The following is an 18,557-nucleotide window of genomic DNA, read 5'->3' as shown; positions in this document are numbered from 1 at the left end:
ACATTGGCTGCGGTAAGATCAAAGAATCCTTTTCCGTTGTACTGACATGCTTTGATGGTTGTGTCCGTTAAAATAAACGGAACCACCGTCAGATTTAAAGTTACCTTTTCACAGTCTATAAATTCGGGAGCATTTCCGCAGAACTGATAAACAATAATATCAGGACCTAAATATCCCGGATTCGGAATATAGGTAATCTGTCCTGCGCCGTTTACTGTTGCTGTACCGTTTGTCGGATAAGTAAGAATGGTTACCGTACTTGCCACCGGAGTCTGTGTTGTGGTGAACGAGAAAGCGGGAGTAATGACTTTTGTTGCACAGGCATTAAGAGCTGCTGTTGTATTTCTTACGCATGAAAAAACTTTATAGATGGGAGTGGTAACCGGCGGACAGGTTCCCATGGTTACTTTCACGGTATAGTTTCCTGCTACGGTAGGCGTATAAACGTTTTGTGTTGCCCCGGTGATCGGGTTTCCGTTCAGGAACCACTGGTAGGTTTCATAGCTGTCATCAACCTCAAGAATAATCCCCGGGACACATTCGCCTGTTTTTTTCGCAATAATCGGAATGGAAGAGAATCCCGCGAAATATCCTCCGTACCCTGCAGTGCTGTATCCACCGTTCACTCCGGCTGTTACCGCTTTGGTGGAAGTTACCACTACATTTCCTGTAGGATTATCGATGGCATAGGTTACCCAGTTGGTGTTTCCTGTTAAAGGATAAGGTCCCTGAGCAGCAGTTGGAGTGGTTGCCGCTCCGCCGTCGATGCTGTACGTAACGGCAGCACCTGCTTCAGTTAAGATGTTTAATTTCAGAGTAACTCCGGAAACACCCGGCATTTCGTTGATCTTTCCGATCTCGTCAATTTTTCTCGGAAGGAAGCAGTTCAATGGTGGGATATAATTGTATCCTCCATTGTATGAGAATCCCTGAATTCCTATAAACTGATATAAATAAACATTTTTGGAAGTTGAAATGAACATATTAAAATGTCCGCTTCCTGCAGTTTGTTCTACGTAGCTTGTCTCGTTAATTCTATACCATTCGCCTTCATTAATTGTGGCAACAGGTGTTGTGGCTCCGTTAATAAAAATCTGGGTATTGTCTTCTGTGGCAATAACAATTCCACCTTCCATATTCAGGGCTGGATTGGTCGCTTTGGTTTTTACCATAGCAAATGTATTCCCAAGTCTTTCCACCGGAACCGACTGATCCATAATTAAATCTGAGCCATCAGAAGTATTTGTTGCAAAGTTTCCGTTAGCATTTCCATTCGTCAGGGTTACAGGTTTATCTGAAACTACTTTAGCACCGATGAAGCCATTTAAATTAGCAGAGGTTAAATGATTTCCGGCTAAAATATAAGATTGTCCTTTATTTAAAGTAAAGGTTTGTGAATTTCCTCCGGGAGTACCTCCGATAAAAACTAAACCTGCGGTGTTCCATGATACGGTAACCGATGTATTGTCTTCGGTAGCCAGAATTCCTGCTGTAAAATTATTACCGGAACTGCTTGCTGTACTGGGAGTTGCTGCCACATAGAATTTTTTTCCTATTCCTGCCTTACCTTTAGAGGTAATGATTTCTCCATGCGCCGTCTGAGCGGATCTTAAAGTACAGTAAAACGGTTTATCTCCTTTGAGGTATAATCCTTTTGTGCCTACTGTAAAGGCATCTGCGGTAGTTGTCCCATTGATGAGATTAGCGGCAATAGCATACGAAACGGGTGCTCCTTTTGCAACCGAAACCGTCTGAATAAGGTTATTGTTGTTGTATATTCTTACGTCAAACGGAGTTGTTGAATCCGTAGAAAGATATACAGCATTGTTGTACCCTGTAACGGATGTATAAAACGGGGCAATCCAGTGATCGGTGTCTCTTTGTGCAAAAAGCGTATTGATCGTACAAAATATTAATACGAAAGACAGTAGAAATCTTCTCATATACAATTAATTATGATTTCTACAAATTTAAAATAATATTTAATAAATGTTAACGAAAAATAAAAGAAAGTTTAAAAATTATTAACGATTCTTAATTAATAACCATCCGGAGTATGAAACCGGTAATTTTGTGTCAGGTTCATTCCATTTTAATAAATACCAGTATGTGCCTGTTGATAAGGGTCTTCCGTTAATTTTTCCGTCCCAGGTATAATTTTTATCAGATGATCTGTATACGGGAGCTCCGTAACGATCTACGACTTCGATTGAAACATTTTGTTTAATTCTTAAGTCGGAATAATCCAGTACGTCGTTAAGTCCGTCGCCGTTCGGAGTAATCGCATTGATAAGATTTAACACTAAAAATTCTTTAATAACCGGAGAGCATCCGTCTTTACTTAAAACATAAACAGTATGCATTCCTCTGGAAAGACCTGTAAAAATATTAGATGTCTGATAGTCTATTCCGTTTAATGAATATTGATATGGAGGAGTTCCTCCGGTAACGGTAATGGTAGCATTATATCCGGAAACTTCAATTTTAGAAATAACAGGAGATTCAGCAGTTGTGATCTTCACATACTGTCTGTAAACGCATCCGTTAAATCCAAGATCTACATAATAATTTCCCGCTCCCGCAATGATAGATTGTGTAGTGGCTCCGGTACTCCAGGAATAGGAAGTAAATCCTGCACCTGCATCTAATGTTGTTGTATCGTTAAGACATACTACTTTATCGACAAGTAGGGTAGATTTTTTTGGTGTTTTTAAATTGATTGTTAAAACGCCTGTACTCGGACATTCTGTAGCGGAAGTAAATCTGATGTAGAAGGTACTTATAGCGGAAATAGTCTGGTTCGGTGAAATCGCATTAGTTCCCGCCTGTGCATTAGCCAGCGTAGAGTAGAATGTAAGACTTACTCCTGCATTCGCAGTAAAAAGATTTTTATAATCATTCAAATTTACCGCTTCAGAGCCGCTGATATCACTATCACAAACATCTGTTGCAGCATTTCCTGTAATTAAGGTAATTCTGTTTCCTATGGTAAAGTTAATCTGACCAAAGACAGCAGGACAGCTTCCGGTAAGCGCGTCTACTCTCACATAAACAGTTGTGTTGGCTGTATAGGTCCAGTTTGCAGGAAGTGTATTATTATTACCTGCATTGGCATCTGCCTGAAGTAAATAATATCTTACATTGAAATTGGCAGAATTGGTTACAATAACAGGAGTAATACTTGAGAAATTTACATTCACGATGCCATCAAAATTATCATCACAAAGCGTTGCATTATAATTACTCGTATTGATGTTTGGAGATGGAGTAGTGGTTAAATTGATTTGTTCTACTTTTGTACATCCATACGATGATGTTACGTTTGCGTAAATCGTTCCGGCCGGTCCCGAATAAGTTGTCGGTACTGCAATCGGAGTTCCTGTTAATGCTGCATTCGTGAAATACTGTACCGTAGTTCCCGAATCTGGTGTTACATTAGCCGTAGTTAAGTTAAACGTCCCGTTTCCGCTGATATCTGCACATGAAGTTAACGATGTATTTGTAGTCTGTAAAACATCTGTATTGATGATAATTTTAAAATATTCAAAACTTGCAGGGCTTCCGTTTCCTTCAACATAATAAATGAAACTATCTGTTGTATCTGCTGTAAGTCCTGCATTAGGAGTATAAGTGATCTGTCCGGTTGCAGAATTTACGGTTGCAGTTCCGGAAGTAGGAGCCAAAATAATGCTTGTATTTGCCGGAACAATGGTTTGTGTAGAATTTGTAAATGCAGGTGTAATTACTTTTGTATTGCATGATCCGATGTTATACGTTGTCGTTGTGATTGGAGGACATAATGTATATGAATAAGGGTCTGTAAGCAGATAACCGCAGTTATTTTTAGAAACCATACAGGTGTAGTTTCCTGCGCCGTATAATTCAGGATTGATGGAATATGATGTAGCTCCCGGAATAGGATTTCCGTTCAGATACCATTGATAACTATCGTACGTATTGTCTACCTGCAGTAAAATTCCGAGATAGCAATCTCCGGTTTTTGAAATTACGGGTACAGAAGAAAATCCTGCAAAATAGCCTCCATAACCTACTGCGCCGCTTCCTGCTGCAATTCCTGCGGTTACAGATTTGGTAGAATTTACGGTAACAGTTCCTGTAATATTAGGAACAGTATAGGTAACCCAGTTAGGATTTCCGTTCACAGGATAAGGTCCGTTAGCTGTAGCAATCGGATTCCCGTTTAAAGTTACGGTTGCTCCGGTTTGAGTGATAATATTAAGACGGGTATTAAATGTCTGATTCCCGATTTGATTGATAAATCCTATTTCATCTACTTTATTGGGCATAAAGCAACTCAAAGGCGGGATGAAATTCATTCCACCTGTAGCATATTCATTGCCTCCGGTTGTAGAAGAAACTCCTGCTAATAGCTGATAAACATAGATGTTGTTATTGGCAGAAATGCTCATGTTATAATTATCTCCGGTTCCGTGCTGTATATAATTATTACTTGGAACCATGTAATATTGTCCCTCATTCAGTGTAATTCCTGTAGCAATACCATTAATTGTAATCTGGGTGTTGTTTTTTGTGGCTACAATCAATGCGGTTTCCATTTCGGAAAGTATGGTTCCGTTTCCTTTTACCACAACAAATTCTTTTCCCAGTCTGTCTGTAGGAGCTGCCTGATCCATAAGGATATCGTTGTTGGTGAAATTTAAATTGGTATAAATTCCGTTAAAATTTCCGTTGGTAACGGAAATCGGTTTCGAAGATTGTATTTTCGCCCCGATTAACCCATCAAGATTCACTGCCGAATCTGTACTTAAAGCATCTACGATATAGGATTCTCCTTTATTTAAGGTAAATGTTTTTGTGGGGCTTGAGGAGCCATCTGAGAAAACAACATTGGGATTATATCCTGATATCACAACATTAGTATTGTCTTCTGTAGCAGTAACTCCTATAGTAGAGTTGACATAAGTTGCAGCACCGGTAATAGGTGCCATTCCTACATAAAATGTCTTCCCAAGACCTGCTAAACCTTTAGAGGTAATAATTTCAGCATGGCTTGGGACAGAAAATCTATAATTGGCGAAGAATTTTTTTGTTCCTTTCAGGTAAACTCCCATTGAATTCGGACTAAATAAATCCGATGGATTAGTAGTGATTAAAAAACTATTTGGAATACTTACCTGAGCAGGATTTCCTTTACTCACCTGTACTGTGGTATAAAGAGCATTGCTATTATAAATTTGCACACTGAAGGGGGTGGTTTCATTGGTGGATAAATATAAATATCCCTGAAGATTCCCTGTGCCAGACTTTGAAGCCATTGGAGCAAACCAATGATCAGTATCAAGCTGTGCATTTAATAATAAACAAAGAAATGTACAAATGGTTAGTAAAAGTTTTTTCATATTTCTCAATAAGGGATGCAAATGTAAGTATTAAAAGTCAATTTTTTACATAAAATTTAATTAGTAATTTCTATAATTATGAATATTGTTGAATATTTAATATTTTTTTAATAATTGAGAATATATTGTGATGTTAATAAAAAATCCTGATGAATTAAAATCATCAGGATCAATATTTTTTGGTAAAGTAAAAAGTTATTCTCTGTTTTTTATTAAAATCCATCCGGAGTAAGAAACCGGAAGTTTTGTATCGGGTTCAATCCATTTTAAAATATACCAGTAAGTTCCTGTCGGAAGAGGTCGCCCTCCTGATTTTCCGTTCCAGGTATAACTTTTATCTGTGGATTTATAAACAGCAGCTCCATATCTGTCAGAAATTTCAATAGACACGTTTTGCTTTATTTTCAGATCAGAATAATTGAGAACATCATTGATGCCGTCTCCGTTCGGGGTAATTGCATTGATAATATTTACAATTAAAAACTCCTTAATCACAGGTGAACAGCCATCTTTTCCAAGTACATAAACGGTATGAATTCCTCTTGAAAGCCCCATAAATGTATTGGAAGTCTGATAATCTATTCCGTTTAATGAGTATTGATAAGGAGGAGTTCCGCCTGTAACATTTATCGTCGCATTAGAAGCCGTTACGTTGATGCTGGTGATTGTCGGAGCCTGCGAAGTCGTCACATTTACATACTGACGATAAACACATCCGTTAAAACCTAAATCTACATAATACGTTCCCGCACCGGCAAGAATTGTCTGGGTAGTTGCTCCCGTACTCCATGTATAAGAACTGAATTCCGCACCCGGATCCAATACCACTTTTTCTGTGGAACAAACCACTTTGTCAGTAAGCTGACTGGATTTTTTAGGCGATTTAAGCGTTACATTAATAACTCCTGTATTCGGACAGTCAGTTCCGCTTACAAATCTTACATAGAAAGTTTTTGGAGAAGTAATCGTCTGGTTTGCAGGAATTGTATTGGTGCCATTCTGAGCATCCGCCAAAGAAGTATGGAAAGTTAAAGTAATGGCAGGATTAGTGGTAAATAAATTTTTATAGTCATTAAGATTTGTGTTTTCAGAACCGTTAAGATCATTATCGCAAATATCCATATTCACGACGTTGGTAAGCAGCGTGATCTTATTTCCGATTTTAAAATTAATCTGCCCGAAAGCCGGAGGACAACTTCCTCCCGCTGTATCTGCTCTTACATAAACTGTTGTATTTGCTGTATACGTCCAGTTTACAGGCAGAGTGTTGCCATTTCCGGCATTTGCATCTGCCTGACTTAAATAATATCTTACTATAAAATTCGCAGCGTTAGTAACAATCTGAGGAGTAACGGTTGAAAAATTCACGTTAACGATTCCGTCAAAATTATCATCACAAAGGCTCGCATTATAATTTGCGGTGTTAATATTAGGCGATGGAGTGGTTGTTAAAGTAATCTGTGCCTGTCTGGAACATCCATTCGCAGAAGTAATGTTTGCATAAATAATTCCCGCCGATCCTGAATAATTCGCAGGGTTTGTAATCTGTCCGGTTAAATTAGAATTGGTAAAATAAGTTACCGTCACTCCCGGATCAGAAGAAACGTTAGCTGTGGTTAAGTTATAAGTTCCGTTTCCGTTGGTTCCTGCGCACGAAGATAAAGTGGCATTCGTAACATTAGGCAAAGGATTTACCGTTAAAGTAATCTGAGCTGCTTTTGAACAACCTGTCGCAGAAGTTACATTTGCATAAATAATTCCAGAAGTTCCCGAATAATTCCCAGGGTTTGTAATCTGTCCTGTTAAATTAGAATTAGTAAAATAAGTTATCGTAACTCCCGGATCAGAAGAAACGTTGACTGAAGTTAAATTGAAAGTTCCGTTTCCGTTGGTTCCTGCGCAAGACGTTAAAGTCGCGTTATTCGTGTTGGGTAAAGAATTTACCGTTAAAGTGATCTGAGCGGTTTTCGAACAACCGTTTGCAGAAGTTACATTCGCATAAATAATTCCTGAAGGACCTGAATAGGTTGCAGGATTGGTAATTTGTCCTGTTAGATTAGAATTGGTGAAATACGTTACCGTAATTCCCGGATCAGAAGAAACGTTGGCTGAAGTTAAATTGAACGTTCCGTTTCCACCTGTTCCCGTACATGAAGCCAGAGAAGCATTGTTAACATTCGGAGAAGCATTTAAAGTTAATGTAATCTGTGCCTGTCTGGAACATCCATTCGCAGAAGTAATATTTCCATAAATAATTCCAGCCGGTCCTGAATAATTCGTAGGGTTTGTAATCTGTCCTGTCAAATTAGAATTGGTGAAATAGGTTACCGTAACTCCCGGATCAGAAGAAATATTGGCTGTGGTTAAATTATAAGTTCCGTTTCCGTTGGCTCCTGCGCACGAAGATAAAGTAGCATTCGTAACAGTAGGCAAAGGATTTACCGTTAAAATAATCTGAGCTGCTTTTGAACAGCCTGCTGCAGAAGTTACATTGGCATAAATAATTCCGGAAGCTCCCGAATAATTCGCAGGGTTTGTAATCTGTCCTGTTAAATTAGAATTGGTAAAATAAGTTACTGTAACTCCCGGATCAGAAGAAACGTTAGCTGAAGTTAAATTAAAAGTTCCGTTTCCATTAGTTCCGGCGCAAGACGTTAAAGTCGCGTTATTCGTGTTGGGTAAAGAATTTACCGTTAAAGTGATCTGAGCGGTTTTCGAACATCCGTTTGCAGAAGTTACATTCACATAAATAATTCCTGAAGGACCTGAATAGGTTGCAGGATTAGTTATTTGTCCTGTCAGATTAGAATTCGTAAAATACGTTACCGTAACTCCCGGATCAGAAGAAACGTTGGCTGAAGTTAAATTGAATATTCCGTTTCCACCTGTTCCCGTACATGAAGCCAGAGAAACATTATTAACATTCGGTAAAGCATTTAAAGTTAATGTAATCTGAGCGGTTTTTGAACAACCGTACTGTGAAGTCACATTGGCATAAACAGTTCCTGCCGGTCCGGAATACGTTGCAGGATTGGTAATCTGTCCGGTTAAATTTGAATTGGTAAAATAGGTTACCGTCACTCCCGGATCAGAAGAAGCGTTAGCTGTGGTTAAATTATAAATTCCGTTTCCGTTGGTTCCTGCACAGGATGCTAAAGAACCGTTGTTTACCTGTAAAACATTTGTATTAATAATGATTTTAAAATATTCAAAATCAAAAGGATTTCCATTCCCCTGAACATAATAAATGAAATTATCGGTAGTGTTCGTTGCAGAAGGATTGGGGGTATAAGTAATTTGTCCTGTTGCTGGATTTACCGTAGCAGTTCCCGATGTTGGCGGTGAAATGATACTGGTAAGCGATGGAACGATAGTCTGTGTAGAATTCGTAAACGCCGGAGTAATCACTTTTGTATTACAAGACCCGATATTGTAAGTTGTAGTGGAAATCGGAGGACATAAAGTATAGCTGTAAACTCCTGTTAATCTGGTTTCGCAGTTGTTTTTTGTAATTAAACAGGTATAATCTCCGGCTCCGTATAATTCCGGATTGATAGAAAAAGAAGTGGCTCCCGAAATTGGATTTCCGTTTAAAAACCATTGGTAAGTATCGTAATTGTTATCAACCTGTAAAAGAATTCCTGCGTAGCAGTCGCCGGTTTTTGTAATCGCCGGAACAGATGAAAACCCTGCAAAATACCCGCCGTAACCTACTGCACCGTTTCCGGCAGCAATTCCTGCCGTAACAGGAAGAGTGGAATTTACCGTGACATTTCCGTTAACGCCCTGAAGAGAATACGTTACCCAACCCGGATTTCCCGTTACAGGATAAGGCCCGCTGATCGCGCCGATGGCACTTCCGTTAAACGTTACATTGGCTCCTGTCTGGGTAATGATATTAAGTTTGGTATCAAAAGAATTGCTTCCTATTTTATTGATAAAGCCGATTTCGTTAATTTCTTTTGGTAAAAAACAGCTTAAAGGAGGGATGAAATTCATTCCGCCGGTTGCATATACCGTACTTCCTGAAGTTCCTGCAAGAAGTTGGTAAACATAGACATTATTATTGGCAGAAATACTCATGTTGTAATGTCCGTTCCCCTGATTGATATAGCTGGTTCCCTGAACAATATAATATTGTCCTGCATTCAGCGTAACGCTTCCTAAAAGGTTTCCGTTTACTGTAAGTTTGGTGTTGTTTTCAGTAGCGATCACCAAAGCAGCTTCCATTCCGGAATTGGCAGGTCCGTTTCCTTTTACCAAAGCAAAGGTTTTTCCTAATCTTTCCACAGGAACAGCCTGATCCATCAGAATATCCACATTGCTGTTGTTTTGTGTGGTGTAGATACTGTTGAAGTTACCGTTGGTTACCGAAATAGGTTTATTCGCCGTAATTTTTGCGCCTACTAATCCTGTTAAATTGCTTGAGGATAAATCACTTTGTGCTTCAATAATATATGATTTCCCTTTATTGATGGTAAAAGTTCTTGAGGGTGATGAAGTACCGTCAGAGAAAATAACGTTCGGATTGTAACCGGATAATGTTACGGTTGTATTGTCTTCCGTCGCAATAAATCCAATTGTTGAATTAACGTAAGGTTTTGCGGTTGTATTTGGGGCAACTCCTACGAAAAAGTTTTTCCCGATTCCTGCCAAACCTTTGGAAGTGATGATTTCTGCCTGATTGGGAACTGCAAATCTGAAGTTGGCAAAGAATTTTTTAGAACCTTTCACCTGTAATCCCATTGATCTCTGTGTAAAAAGATTGGATGGAGTAGAGGCAATCATATAATTACTCGGGATGGTAACCTGTACCGGATTGTTTTTACTCACCTGAACAGTAGAAAACACTGTATTGTTGTTGTAAATCTGAACCGAAAACGGAGTTGTTTCATTGGTGGATAAATACAGGTAGCATTCCGGAGTACCCTGAAGCGAGCTTGCGGACATTGGAGCAAACCAGTGTTCTGTATCCAGTTGGGCATTAAGAATAAAATAAAAAAAAGAACAAAAGATTAGTAGAAATTTTTTCATGTCTAATAATAAGGGCTGCAAATCTAAGCATTAATAATCAATTTTTTATGATGATTTTTATCTAAATAACTCCATTTGATGTAAATTTTAAATATTTAATAATGGGTTAATATTTAGACGGTTTTGTTATTTTAAGCACAAAAAATCCCGATGAAAAAAATCACCGGGATCAATATTTTTAATCTTAAAAAGATTATAAGCTGATTCTGATAAATCCTGTTACTTTAAGATCTGCATTTACAGACTTCACATAGTCAGCAACTGACATAGAGCTGTCTTTGATGAAATCCTGGTGTACCAAAGTATTGTCTTTGTAGAATCTCTGCATTTTACCTTTAAGGATATTATCGATAATGTTTGCAGGTTTCCCTTCTTCTACAAGTTTGTGTCTTTCGATTTCCAATTCTTTATCGATGGTTTCCTGAGAAACAGAAGTTTCGTCTAGAGCGATTGGGTTCATCGCAGCAGCCTGCATAGAAACAGATTTTGCAACTTCATCTGCTCCGTCTACTTTTGCAGAAAGAGAAGTGATGGCAGCAATTTTGTTTCCAGCGTGGATGTAAGCTCCTAAATAAGGACCTGTAATTCTTTCGAATGCACCGATCTCGATTTTTTCACCGATAACACCTGTTTGCTCGATTAATTTTTCAGCAACAGTGATTCCGTGGAAATCTGTAGCCAATAATTCTTCTTTAGAAGCAGCAAAAATTGCCATTTCAGCCAATTCATAAGCTAGTTCGATGAAAGCTTCGTTTTTACCTACGAAGTCAGTCTCACAATTTAAAGAGATAATAGCACCTAACGTGTTATCTTCGTTTACTCTAGCGATTACTGCACCTTCAGTAGACTCTCTGTCAGCTCTGTTAGCAGCAACTTTCTGTCCTTTTTTTCTAAGGATATCTACCGCTTTTTCGAAATCTCCTTCAGCTTCAACTAAAGCTTTTTTGCAGTCCATCATACCTGCACCTGTTTGGTTTCTCAATTTTGCTACGTCTGCAGCAGCTGGTGTATAAGACATAATATCTATTATTTTTTTTATTTAAGATTAGTATTAATTTTTAGCTTAATTTTAAAGCGATGCAAAGATAATGATTTTAATGATAAACTAAAAAATGACTTTTTGCGTTATTTGTATATTTAATAAATTTTTAAATGCTTACTTAATGAAAAAAATATTTCTCCTCATATTTTTATGCATTTTCACTCTTGGATTTTCGCAAAAAAAGAAAAAAGCGAAATCCAAAGGCATCGTGGAAAAGGAAACCGCCATCATTTATACAGAAAATGATGCGGAAACTACTGCGGAAGCAAGAGTGATTGCCGGATTTCTGAAACAAAATCCCGGACACGCCAAAACAGATTATTTCAAAAGAAAACTGATTGCCATCATTACGGCAGGAAATTCTCCTGAAGCCAAGCCAACCATTAAACCCTTAAGTGAAGATAAAATAAAACAGATGGTTTTGGATAACAACAGCCTGAATAATTCTAAAACCATTGCAGCCAATGCTTCTAAAGCGGAAAGAACGGTAAACTACGCGAGTGTTTCCGGATCGGCTAAAAAATCTACCGGAGCAAGCGAACAGAACAAAAAGACAGCAGCAATGTTGACGCATCTTTTTAATAATGATCCGATGGATAAGGAAGCGTATATCAATATTAAAAACAGGTCTAAATGTAATCTGATTGTAAAAATCAACGGAAAAAAATATTACAATCTGGATGTTCCGGCAAACGGACAGAATTTTCTATTGGTAGAAAAAGGGGAATATATTTTAACCACAATGGTTTGTGATGCTAAATATTCGTCTCTGAAAAAGATTAATAAAGATATTGAGATTGAATTAAATCTGAGTGAATAATTGAATAGAGAAAAGAGCTAAAAAAACCGGTTAAGAAATTTTCTTAACCGGTTTTTCATTTTAATTTACAGAATTGTTGGAGTTTCCAGCCTGATCTTTCCAGAATTCTACCTGCTCCTTTAATTCTTTTATACGTTCTTCGTAGAGTTCAATTACCTTTTCTGATAAGGAATTTATAGTATTAATAGTGCCTACAAATTGAAATGCCATTCCTCCTTTTTGATCTGTATTTTCTTGTTCAAGATTATTAGCTTCATCCGTAAGAAAGTTCTCAGGTTTTATTTCAAAAATTTCACTTAATTTTTCAATATGATGTACCCATGAATTGCTTTCCCCGCTTTCTATGCGTGCATAGGCAGACTGGGAAATGTGTAATTTATCTGCCATATCATCCTGAGAAAACCCTTTGGATTTTCTTAATCTTTTTATTTTCTCAGCTACGGTATTTGTCATCGGTATAAATATTTAAAACAAATATAGAAAATTATTTCAAATCACAGGCTTTACCCGATAATCGGGTAATTTTATGCAAATATAGGTTTTTGGGGATGTATTATTTTTCACATATTTGTAGAGTAATTTAAAAAAAACAGTATATTTAACCCATTAAAAAAAACAACAAATAACTATGACGAAAAAAATGATTTCGTGGCTGTCTTTCATGGCAGTATTTCTTTTTCTCCTGCACTCCTGTGTGCACGATGAGATTTATTCTTCTTCCGATCCTGCATCCAGAGAATACCATTCTAAAAGTGTTTTTAAAGAAGATGAAAAGTACATTAAAAATGTAATGGACATCTATTTTGAAAATGAAGAAGCGATTAAAAAAACTACAGGAACCCCTCTTTGGGATTATGCCATGACGATGGGGACGATGGACGAAAGTTTCCTTATTGTTCCTGTAGCGGATGGAAAAACCGTTATTACATGTCTACAGGTTCCCCGAAAAGGAAACTATGTTCGTTTTTTATACGATAATGATCGTGAACATATTAAATTTTTCCAGAATTACCTTTTATCCGAAAAAAGAGAGCCTGTAAAGCAGGAGCCTTATAGTAATCCCACAGGAAAAGGACTTGCAGAATGTAAAGTAACCGCCGTATCTATGTGGTATCCTGCAGACGAATACGGATCCAACGCAGGATATTGGGAGACCAATTATATCATTACCTGCCCTCCTGAGCAAACCGATGGAGACGGCAATGAGTCGGGACCTGGTGATACTACTTATCCTTATCCGGGAGGAGGCGGAAACCCGAATCCGCAGAATCCCAAAACGCCCTGCGAGAAAACGAAAAATATCCTGCAGAATCCTCAGGTAAAAGCAAAGATTGATGAAATGAAAGCTCAGTCTGCTTTACCGGCTTCAGATCCTAATAAGGGCGAAACAGGATATAAGTTTGATAAAAATGGCGTACCTTCCGTTAAATATAGTGGTGGAGCCCATTATGTGAACATGGGAGAACCTGCAGGATACCAAGGTGCTTATCATAACCATACGCTGAACGGAATAAAAATACAGTCTCCCTCAGATATTATAAGGCTTTTGCAATATGCCATTGCGCAACCCAATGGAGATATTGGAGGTGCTTATGCAGGAATGGTAGCTACAGGGTACGACGGTACTTCTTATCATTATGTGATACAATATACAGGGAATATGCAGGATTTGTCACAATATGTATATGGTAATTGGAATGAAGATGGATTAGAAAATGACTATATAGATAGGAAAAATGAATTACTACGTAACACATTATATGTCAATAATTCAACTGGAACATTAAATAATCAAGGTTTAGAAAAACTCTTTTTTGATACATTAAAGAATATGGGGTTAGAAAATAAAGTTAATTTACAACGTGTAGAAAATGATGTAATAAAAAATGTAACTTTAGATAGCAATGATAGTACGACTACTGCAAATCCTTGTCCACAAAATTAATTCAAATAAAAATATGAAAACAATATATTTAAAAACAATTGCAATATTATTAATGCTAAATACAATATCTTGCAAAGCACAAACACTTCCTTTGAATACTTTAATGGAAGATATTCCTTCAGGAGCCTATATTAAAGATTTAAATAATGAATTGACTCCTTATATAGGAAGTTATAAAGCTAATTTTGAAGGAAATGAAATAATTTTATTTATAACTAAAGAAGAAAATAAACCAACAACAAGAATGAGTAAAAATTTTTATAGAGATGCTTTAGTAGTAAAATATATTGTTAAAAATTCTTCGGGAATAGTTTTACAAAATACTCAAAATATGAACTATGATCCAAATCAAAAATATCATACAATTCTTAGTACTGGAACAAGACCTACTCAAAATATTATTATATTTAATTATAGAGGAACTAACTGTGGAATTGGATGGGGAAGCATTTATTTAAAGAAGCTTAATTCAACTCAGATTTCATGGGAATATGAACCAAATGATAGGGTTATTGACAGTGCAACCTGCCCTCCAAGTGTAGATAAAACAATTTATCTGCCTGAGACAAAGGATTTAATCTTTACGAAGCAGTAATGAAGGCTTTGATTTTATCTTTGGGAGTGTTTGTTGTATTTTCTTGCAAATCGCAAACAGTTCCTCTAAATACTTTATTAGAAGACATTCCGCAAGGCGCTTACCTTAAAGATCTAAATAATGAATTGGCTCCCTATATAGGAGTTTACCGATCTAATTTTCAGGGAAATGAAATAACACTATTTATAACTAAAGAAAATCAAAAACTTATCCCTTCATCTTTAAAAAGCTTTTATCAAGATATCTTATCAATAAAATATGTTGTCAAAAATTCTTCAGGGAATATTCTTCAAGATACACAAAATATGAATTTTCAACCTAATCAAATAAGATTTTCTATTTATAGTATGGGTACTCGTCCTAGCCAAAATATTGTTTCACTATATTATGGAGGTACAAATTGCGGAATTGGATGGGGAAGCATTTATTTAAAGAAGCTTAATTCAACTCAGATTTCATGGGAATATGAACCCAATGATAGGGTTATTGACAGTGCAACCTGTCCTCCAAGTGTAGATAAAACAATTTATCTGCCTGAGACAAAGGATTTGATTTTTACAAAACAATAGCTTTAAACCTCCGAGAGGAGGTTTTTATTTTTATATAATGTAATGCCATTGCGCAACCCAATGGGGATATTGGAGGCGCTTATGCAGGAATGGTAGCTACAGGATCGGATGGTACTTCTTATCATTATGTGATCCAATATACAGGGAATATGCAGGACTTAGCTCAGTATGTGTATAACAGCAATTGGGATTTGGAAGAATTAGAAGCTAATTTTCAAATGAAGTATTCTTTAGCAAAACCTCAAAATAGTCCTTTAAATGAACAAGGTTTAGAAAAATTATTTTTTAAAACTTTAAATGAAATGGGGTTGAATAATAAAATCCACCTACAAACAATAGATAATAATGGAATTATTAATAATATTGTATTAGACTCAAACAATAATCCTGTACCAAATCCCTGCCCAATATAAAAATTAAATTATGAAAAAAATTAAAATTATAGCATCTCTATATTTACTTACAAATCTCACTTTTTGTAAAGCACAACAAACGTATCCATTGAAAACTGATTATACAGAAATTTCTAATAATTCTTATCTGAAAGATATTAATAACGAATTAAATAATTTCGCAGGAAATTGGGTTAGTAGTTTTAATGGGAATGAAATAAAACTATTTATAAGTAAAGAAAATTATAAATATTTTAAAAGAGGATCACATATTTTCAATAAAGATGTTCTATCAATAAGATATTTTGTTAAGAATTCTAATGGTACAATCCTTCAAGATACACAAAATATGATATTCCAAAATAATCAAATTACACATACTATATATAGTCTTTGGCCGGAAAATGGAGGAAATACTATTGTATTATATTATGGAGGAACAAATTGTGGAATAGGTTGGGGTGAAATAATTTTACAAAAACTTAATTCAACACAATTTTCTTGGCAATACAATCCAAATAGTAGGGTTATTGATAGCGCAACCTGTCCACCAAATGTAGATAAAAATGTTTATCTGCCTGAAATAAAAGATCTGATTTTTACAAAACAATAGCCTAAACCTCCGCTCGGAGGTTTTTAATTAATATGCCATTGCGCAACCCAATGGAGATATTGGGGGAGCTTATGCAGGAATGGTGGGCACCGAATCCGATGGTACTTCTTATCATTATGTAATTCAGTATACGGGAAATATGCAGGATTTGTCACAATATGTGTATAATAGTAATTGGAATAAAGAACAATTGGAAAATGATTATCAAAATATGAAAGATCTGTTATTATTAGATTATCAATATTCTAATGATCATTTAAATCTTAATAATCAAGGCTTAGAAAAATTGTTTTTTAAACTTTGAAAAATATGAATATTGAAAACAAAATTAATTTACAAAGGATAGAGAATAACGGAATTGTAAAAAATATTACTTTAGATTCTAACAATAACACAATAGCTAACCCTTGCCCTTTATAAAAATAATATTATGAAATACACTAAAATAATAATCTATACATATTTATTTACGAATATGATGTTTTGTAAAGCACAGCAGACATATCCTTTAAATACAGATTTTACAGCAATTCCAGATTATTCGTATTTAAAAGATATAAATAATGAATTAGATCCATATATTGGAACTTACAAAGCAACATTTAATAATAATCAAATTACATTATTATTAACTAAAGAGCCTCATAAATTAATTGAGCTCACAAAAGTTAAATTTTACAGAGATGTTTTATCTGTTAGATATATTGTTAAAAATTCGGCAGGTATCGTTTTGCAAGATACTCAGAACATGGTTCTTCAACCTAATCAATCCTATTTTTCAATTTACAGTACAATGATTAATCCATATCATAATCTTGTAATGTTTAATTATAGGGGAACTAATTGTGGCATTGGATGGGGAAGTATTTATTTGAAAAAACTTAATGCAACTCAAATTTCATGGGAATACAAGCCAAATGATAGGGTTATTGACAGTGCAACCTGCCCTCCAAATGTAGATAAAACAATTTATCTGCCTGAAGCAAAGGATTTAATCTTTACAAAACAATAATAAAAGCCTCTCCGTAGGCTTTTTCAAAAGATGATATATGAGACCAATATTATTAAAATTCTGTCTGATTCTATTAGTTTTAATAATGAATTTTTATAATTCTCAAACGGTGACTTTTAAAGGTGTTGTTAAAGATTCATTAGGGACAAATGGTATTGCCATTAGTGTTAATGATACCGTAAGGAAATTTAGGGACAGAGCTTTTAAAGACTCAATATTTAAAGAAAAACATTGGGATAAATATGATGAATTGATTCATAATCAAAATCTCTTTACATATCCTGATTCTATTGGAAATTATACAATAACAGCAAAGCTTACAGATACTTTATATTTTTATAAGAGAAAATATATCACCCAAAAATATAAAATTGAAGATATCGTAAAAAATAAAATTAAGGTGAATTTAAAGCGTTCACCTTGTATACCCAATAAAGAATGTAATCAGGATAAACCATCAAAGCTATATATTTTCATTGGAAAAAAAATAAATGTTTCTTCTGTAGATACTTCTAAATATTGTGGAGAAATGATGGACAGTGAATATAAGGCTGAATATAAAATCGAACAGGAGTTTGAAGATCATTATCTTGAGAAAGAAATTACTTTCACGGCATATGATCATAATAGTAGATATGAATACATGTTTCAACATTATGAAAATGTTTTAATCTTTATTGGGGAATATTGTGGAGATTTAATTCAGCTTAAATATCAATTTTTTCCAGTGTATAAAACAAAAAACGGAAGATGGGCAAGTCCTGTAGACACTTACATGGAACCATATTATAAATCTGATCAATTTACTCCTGTAAATATTCTTTTCGATAAATCCGTAGCTTTTGATGTATTAAAGACGAATAAAAATTCATCTGATGAGCAAATTGAAAAGTTAAAAAAATTCAAATTCCCTGAAAAATACTTTAAAATAGAAATCGGAAAGGCAATACCTATTATGGGAAGATATGCGGAAGATTTAGTAAAACTCTGGAAAGAGATTTCTGAAAAGAATGAATAATAAAATTTATTAAGTTGATACTACTACTAATCTTTCCCCTGATTTGCCTACCAGAAACAAAAGATTTAATCTTTACCAAGCAGTAGTGAAAGTTAACCTTTGTTTTGTACAATAAAAATAAAAACCGGTTAAGAAA

13 protein-coding genes are annotated in these 18,557 nt (G+C 35.5%); 8 read left to right on the top strand and 5 right to left on the bottom strand.

All coding sequences use genetic code 11. The annotated features are described in order from the left end of the window. The 4 genes from H6W53_RS20340 to tsf all read right to left on the bottom strand — a co-directional run. Positions 1–1,943: Ig-like domain-containing protein (locus H6W53_RS20340; RefSeq protein WP_228457844.1), on the bottom strand; the 1,943-nt coding region annotated here is incomplete at its 3' end. 81 nt (positions 1,944–2,024) lie between these two features. Next, a complete protein-coding gene (locus tag H6W53_RS20335) occupies positions 2,025–5,381 on the bottom strand; it encodes a T9SS type B sorting domain-containing protein (RefSeq protein WP_185209332.1) in 3,357 nt (1,118 codons plus the stop codon). A 195-nt stretch (positions 5,382–5,576) separates the two neighbouring features. Beyond that, the gene (locus tag H6W53_RS20330; protein ID WP_185209330.1) at positions 5,577–10,415 is read right to left on the bottom strand and encodes a gliding motility-associated C-terminal domain-containing protein; all 4,839 of its coding nucleotides are present in this window, start codon (positions 10,413–10,415) and stop codon (positions 5,577–5,579) included. A 193-nt stretch (positions 10,416–10,608) separates the two neighbouring features. Then, entirely contained in the window at positions 10,609–11,433 is an 825-nt protein-coding gene (gene tsf, locus H6W53_RS20325) for a translation elongation factor Ts (protein ID WP_116100114.1), read from the bottom strand. Positions 11,434–11,578: 145 nt separating this feature from the next. On the opposite strand from tsf, the gene H6W53_RS20320 reads away from it, so the two are divergent. Beyond that, the gene (locus tag H6W53_RS20320) at positions 11,579–12,277 is read left to right on the top strand and encodes a DUF6759 domain-containing protein (RefSeq protein ID WP_185209328.1); all 699 of its coding nucleotides are present in this window, start codon (positions 11,579–11,581) and stop codon (positions 12,275–12,277) included. 60 nt (positions 12,278–12,337) lie between these two features. Here H6W53_RS20320 and H6W53_RS20315 read toward each other — a convergent pair whose 3' ends face one another. Next, positions 12,338–12,730 carry a helix-turn-helix domain-containing protein gene (locus tag H6W53_RS20315; protein WP_108411378.1) on the bottom strand — a complete coding sequence of 131 codons (393 nt, stop codon included), beginning with the start codon at positions 12,728–12,730 and terminating at the stop codon, positions 12,338–12,340. A 175-nt stretch (positions 12,731–12,905) separates the two neighbouring features. Between H6W53_RS20315 and H6W53_RS20310 the strand changes: the two genes are divergently transcribed. The 7 genes from H6W53_RS20310 (at position 12,906) to H6W53_RS20280 (ending at position 18,421) form a co-directional block, all read left to right on the top strand. After that, positions 12,906–14,222: a hypothetical protein gene (locus tag H6W53_RS20310; RefSeq protein ID WP_185209326.1), complete on the top strand. Its 1,317-nt coding sequence runs from the start codon at positions 12,906–12,908 to the stop codon at positions 14,220–14,222. Positions 14,223–14,235: 13 nt separating this feature from the next. Then, complete coding sequence (locus H6W53_RS20305; RefSeq protein ID WP_185209324.1) at positions 14,236–14,817, top strand: DUF6705 family protein; 582 nt, start codon at positions 14,236–14,238, stop codon at positions 14,815–14,817. Beyond that, entirely contained in the window at positions 14,817–15,386 is a 570-nt protein-coding gene (locus H6W53_RS20300; protein WP_185209322.1) for a hypothetical protein, read from the top strand. The genes H6W53_RS20305 and H6W53_RS20300 overlap by 1 nt, the downstream gene beginning before the upstream one ends. A gap of 89 nt (positions 15,387–15,475) precedes the next feature. Further along, positions 15,476–15,799, top strand: a complete 324-nt coding sequence (locus H6W53_RS20295; protein WP_185209320.1) for a hypothetical protein — start codon at positions 15,476–15,478, stop codon at positions 15,797–15,799. Positions 15,800–15,809: 10 nt separating this feature from the next. Then, positions 15,810–16,391 (top strand): DUF6705 family protein, encoded by a 582-nt coding sequence (locus tag H6W53_RS20290; RefSeq protein ID WP_185209318.1) that lies wholly within the window; start codon positions 15,810–15,812, stop codon positions 16,389–16,391. Between the two features lie 430 nt (positions 16,392–16,821). Next, complete coding sequence (locus tag H6W53_RS20285; RefSeq protein ID WP_185209316.1) at positions 16,822–17,403, top strand: DUF6705 family protein; 582 nt, start codon at positions 16,822–16,824, stop codon at positions 17,401–17,403. 37 nt (positions 17,404–17,440) lie between these two features. Next, a complete protein-coding gene (locus tag H6W53_RS20280; protein ID WP_185209314.1) occupies positions 17,441–18,421 on the top strand; it encodes a hypothetical protein in 981 nt (326 codons plus the stop codon). The last annotated feature ends 136 nt before the right edge of the window (positions 18,422–18,557 follow it).

It is taken from the genome of Chryseobacterium sp. C3 (assembly GCF_014218905.1).
GTDB lineage: Bacteria > Bacteroidota > Bacteroidia > Flavobacteriales > Weeksellaceae > Chryseobacterium > Chryseobacterium mucoviscidosis.
Note: the sequence above shows the minus strand (reverse complement) of the source record. Positions and strands in the feature narration are given on the sequence as shown.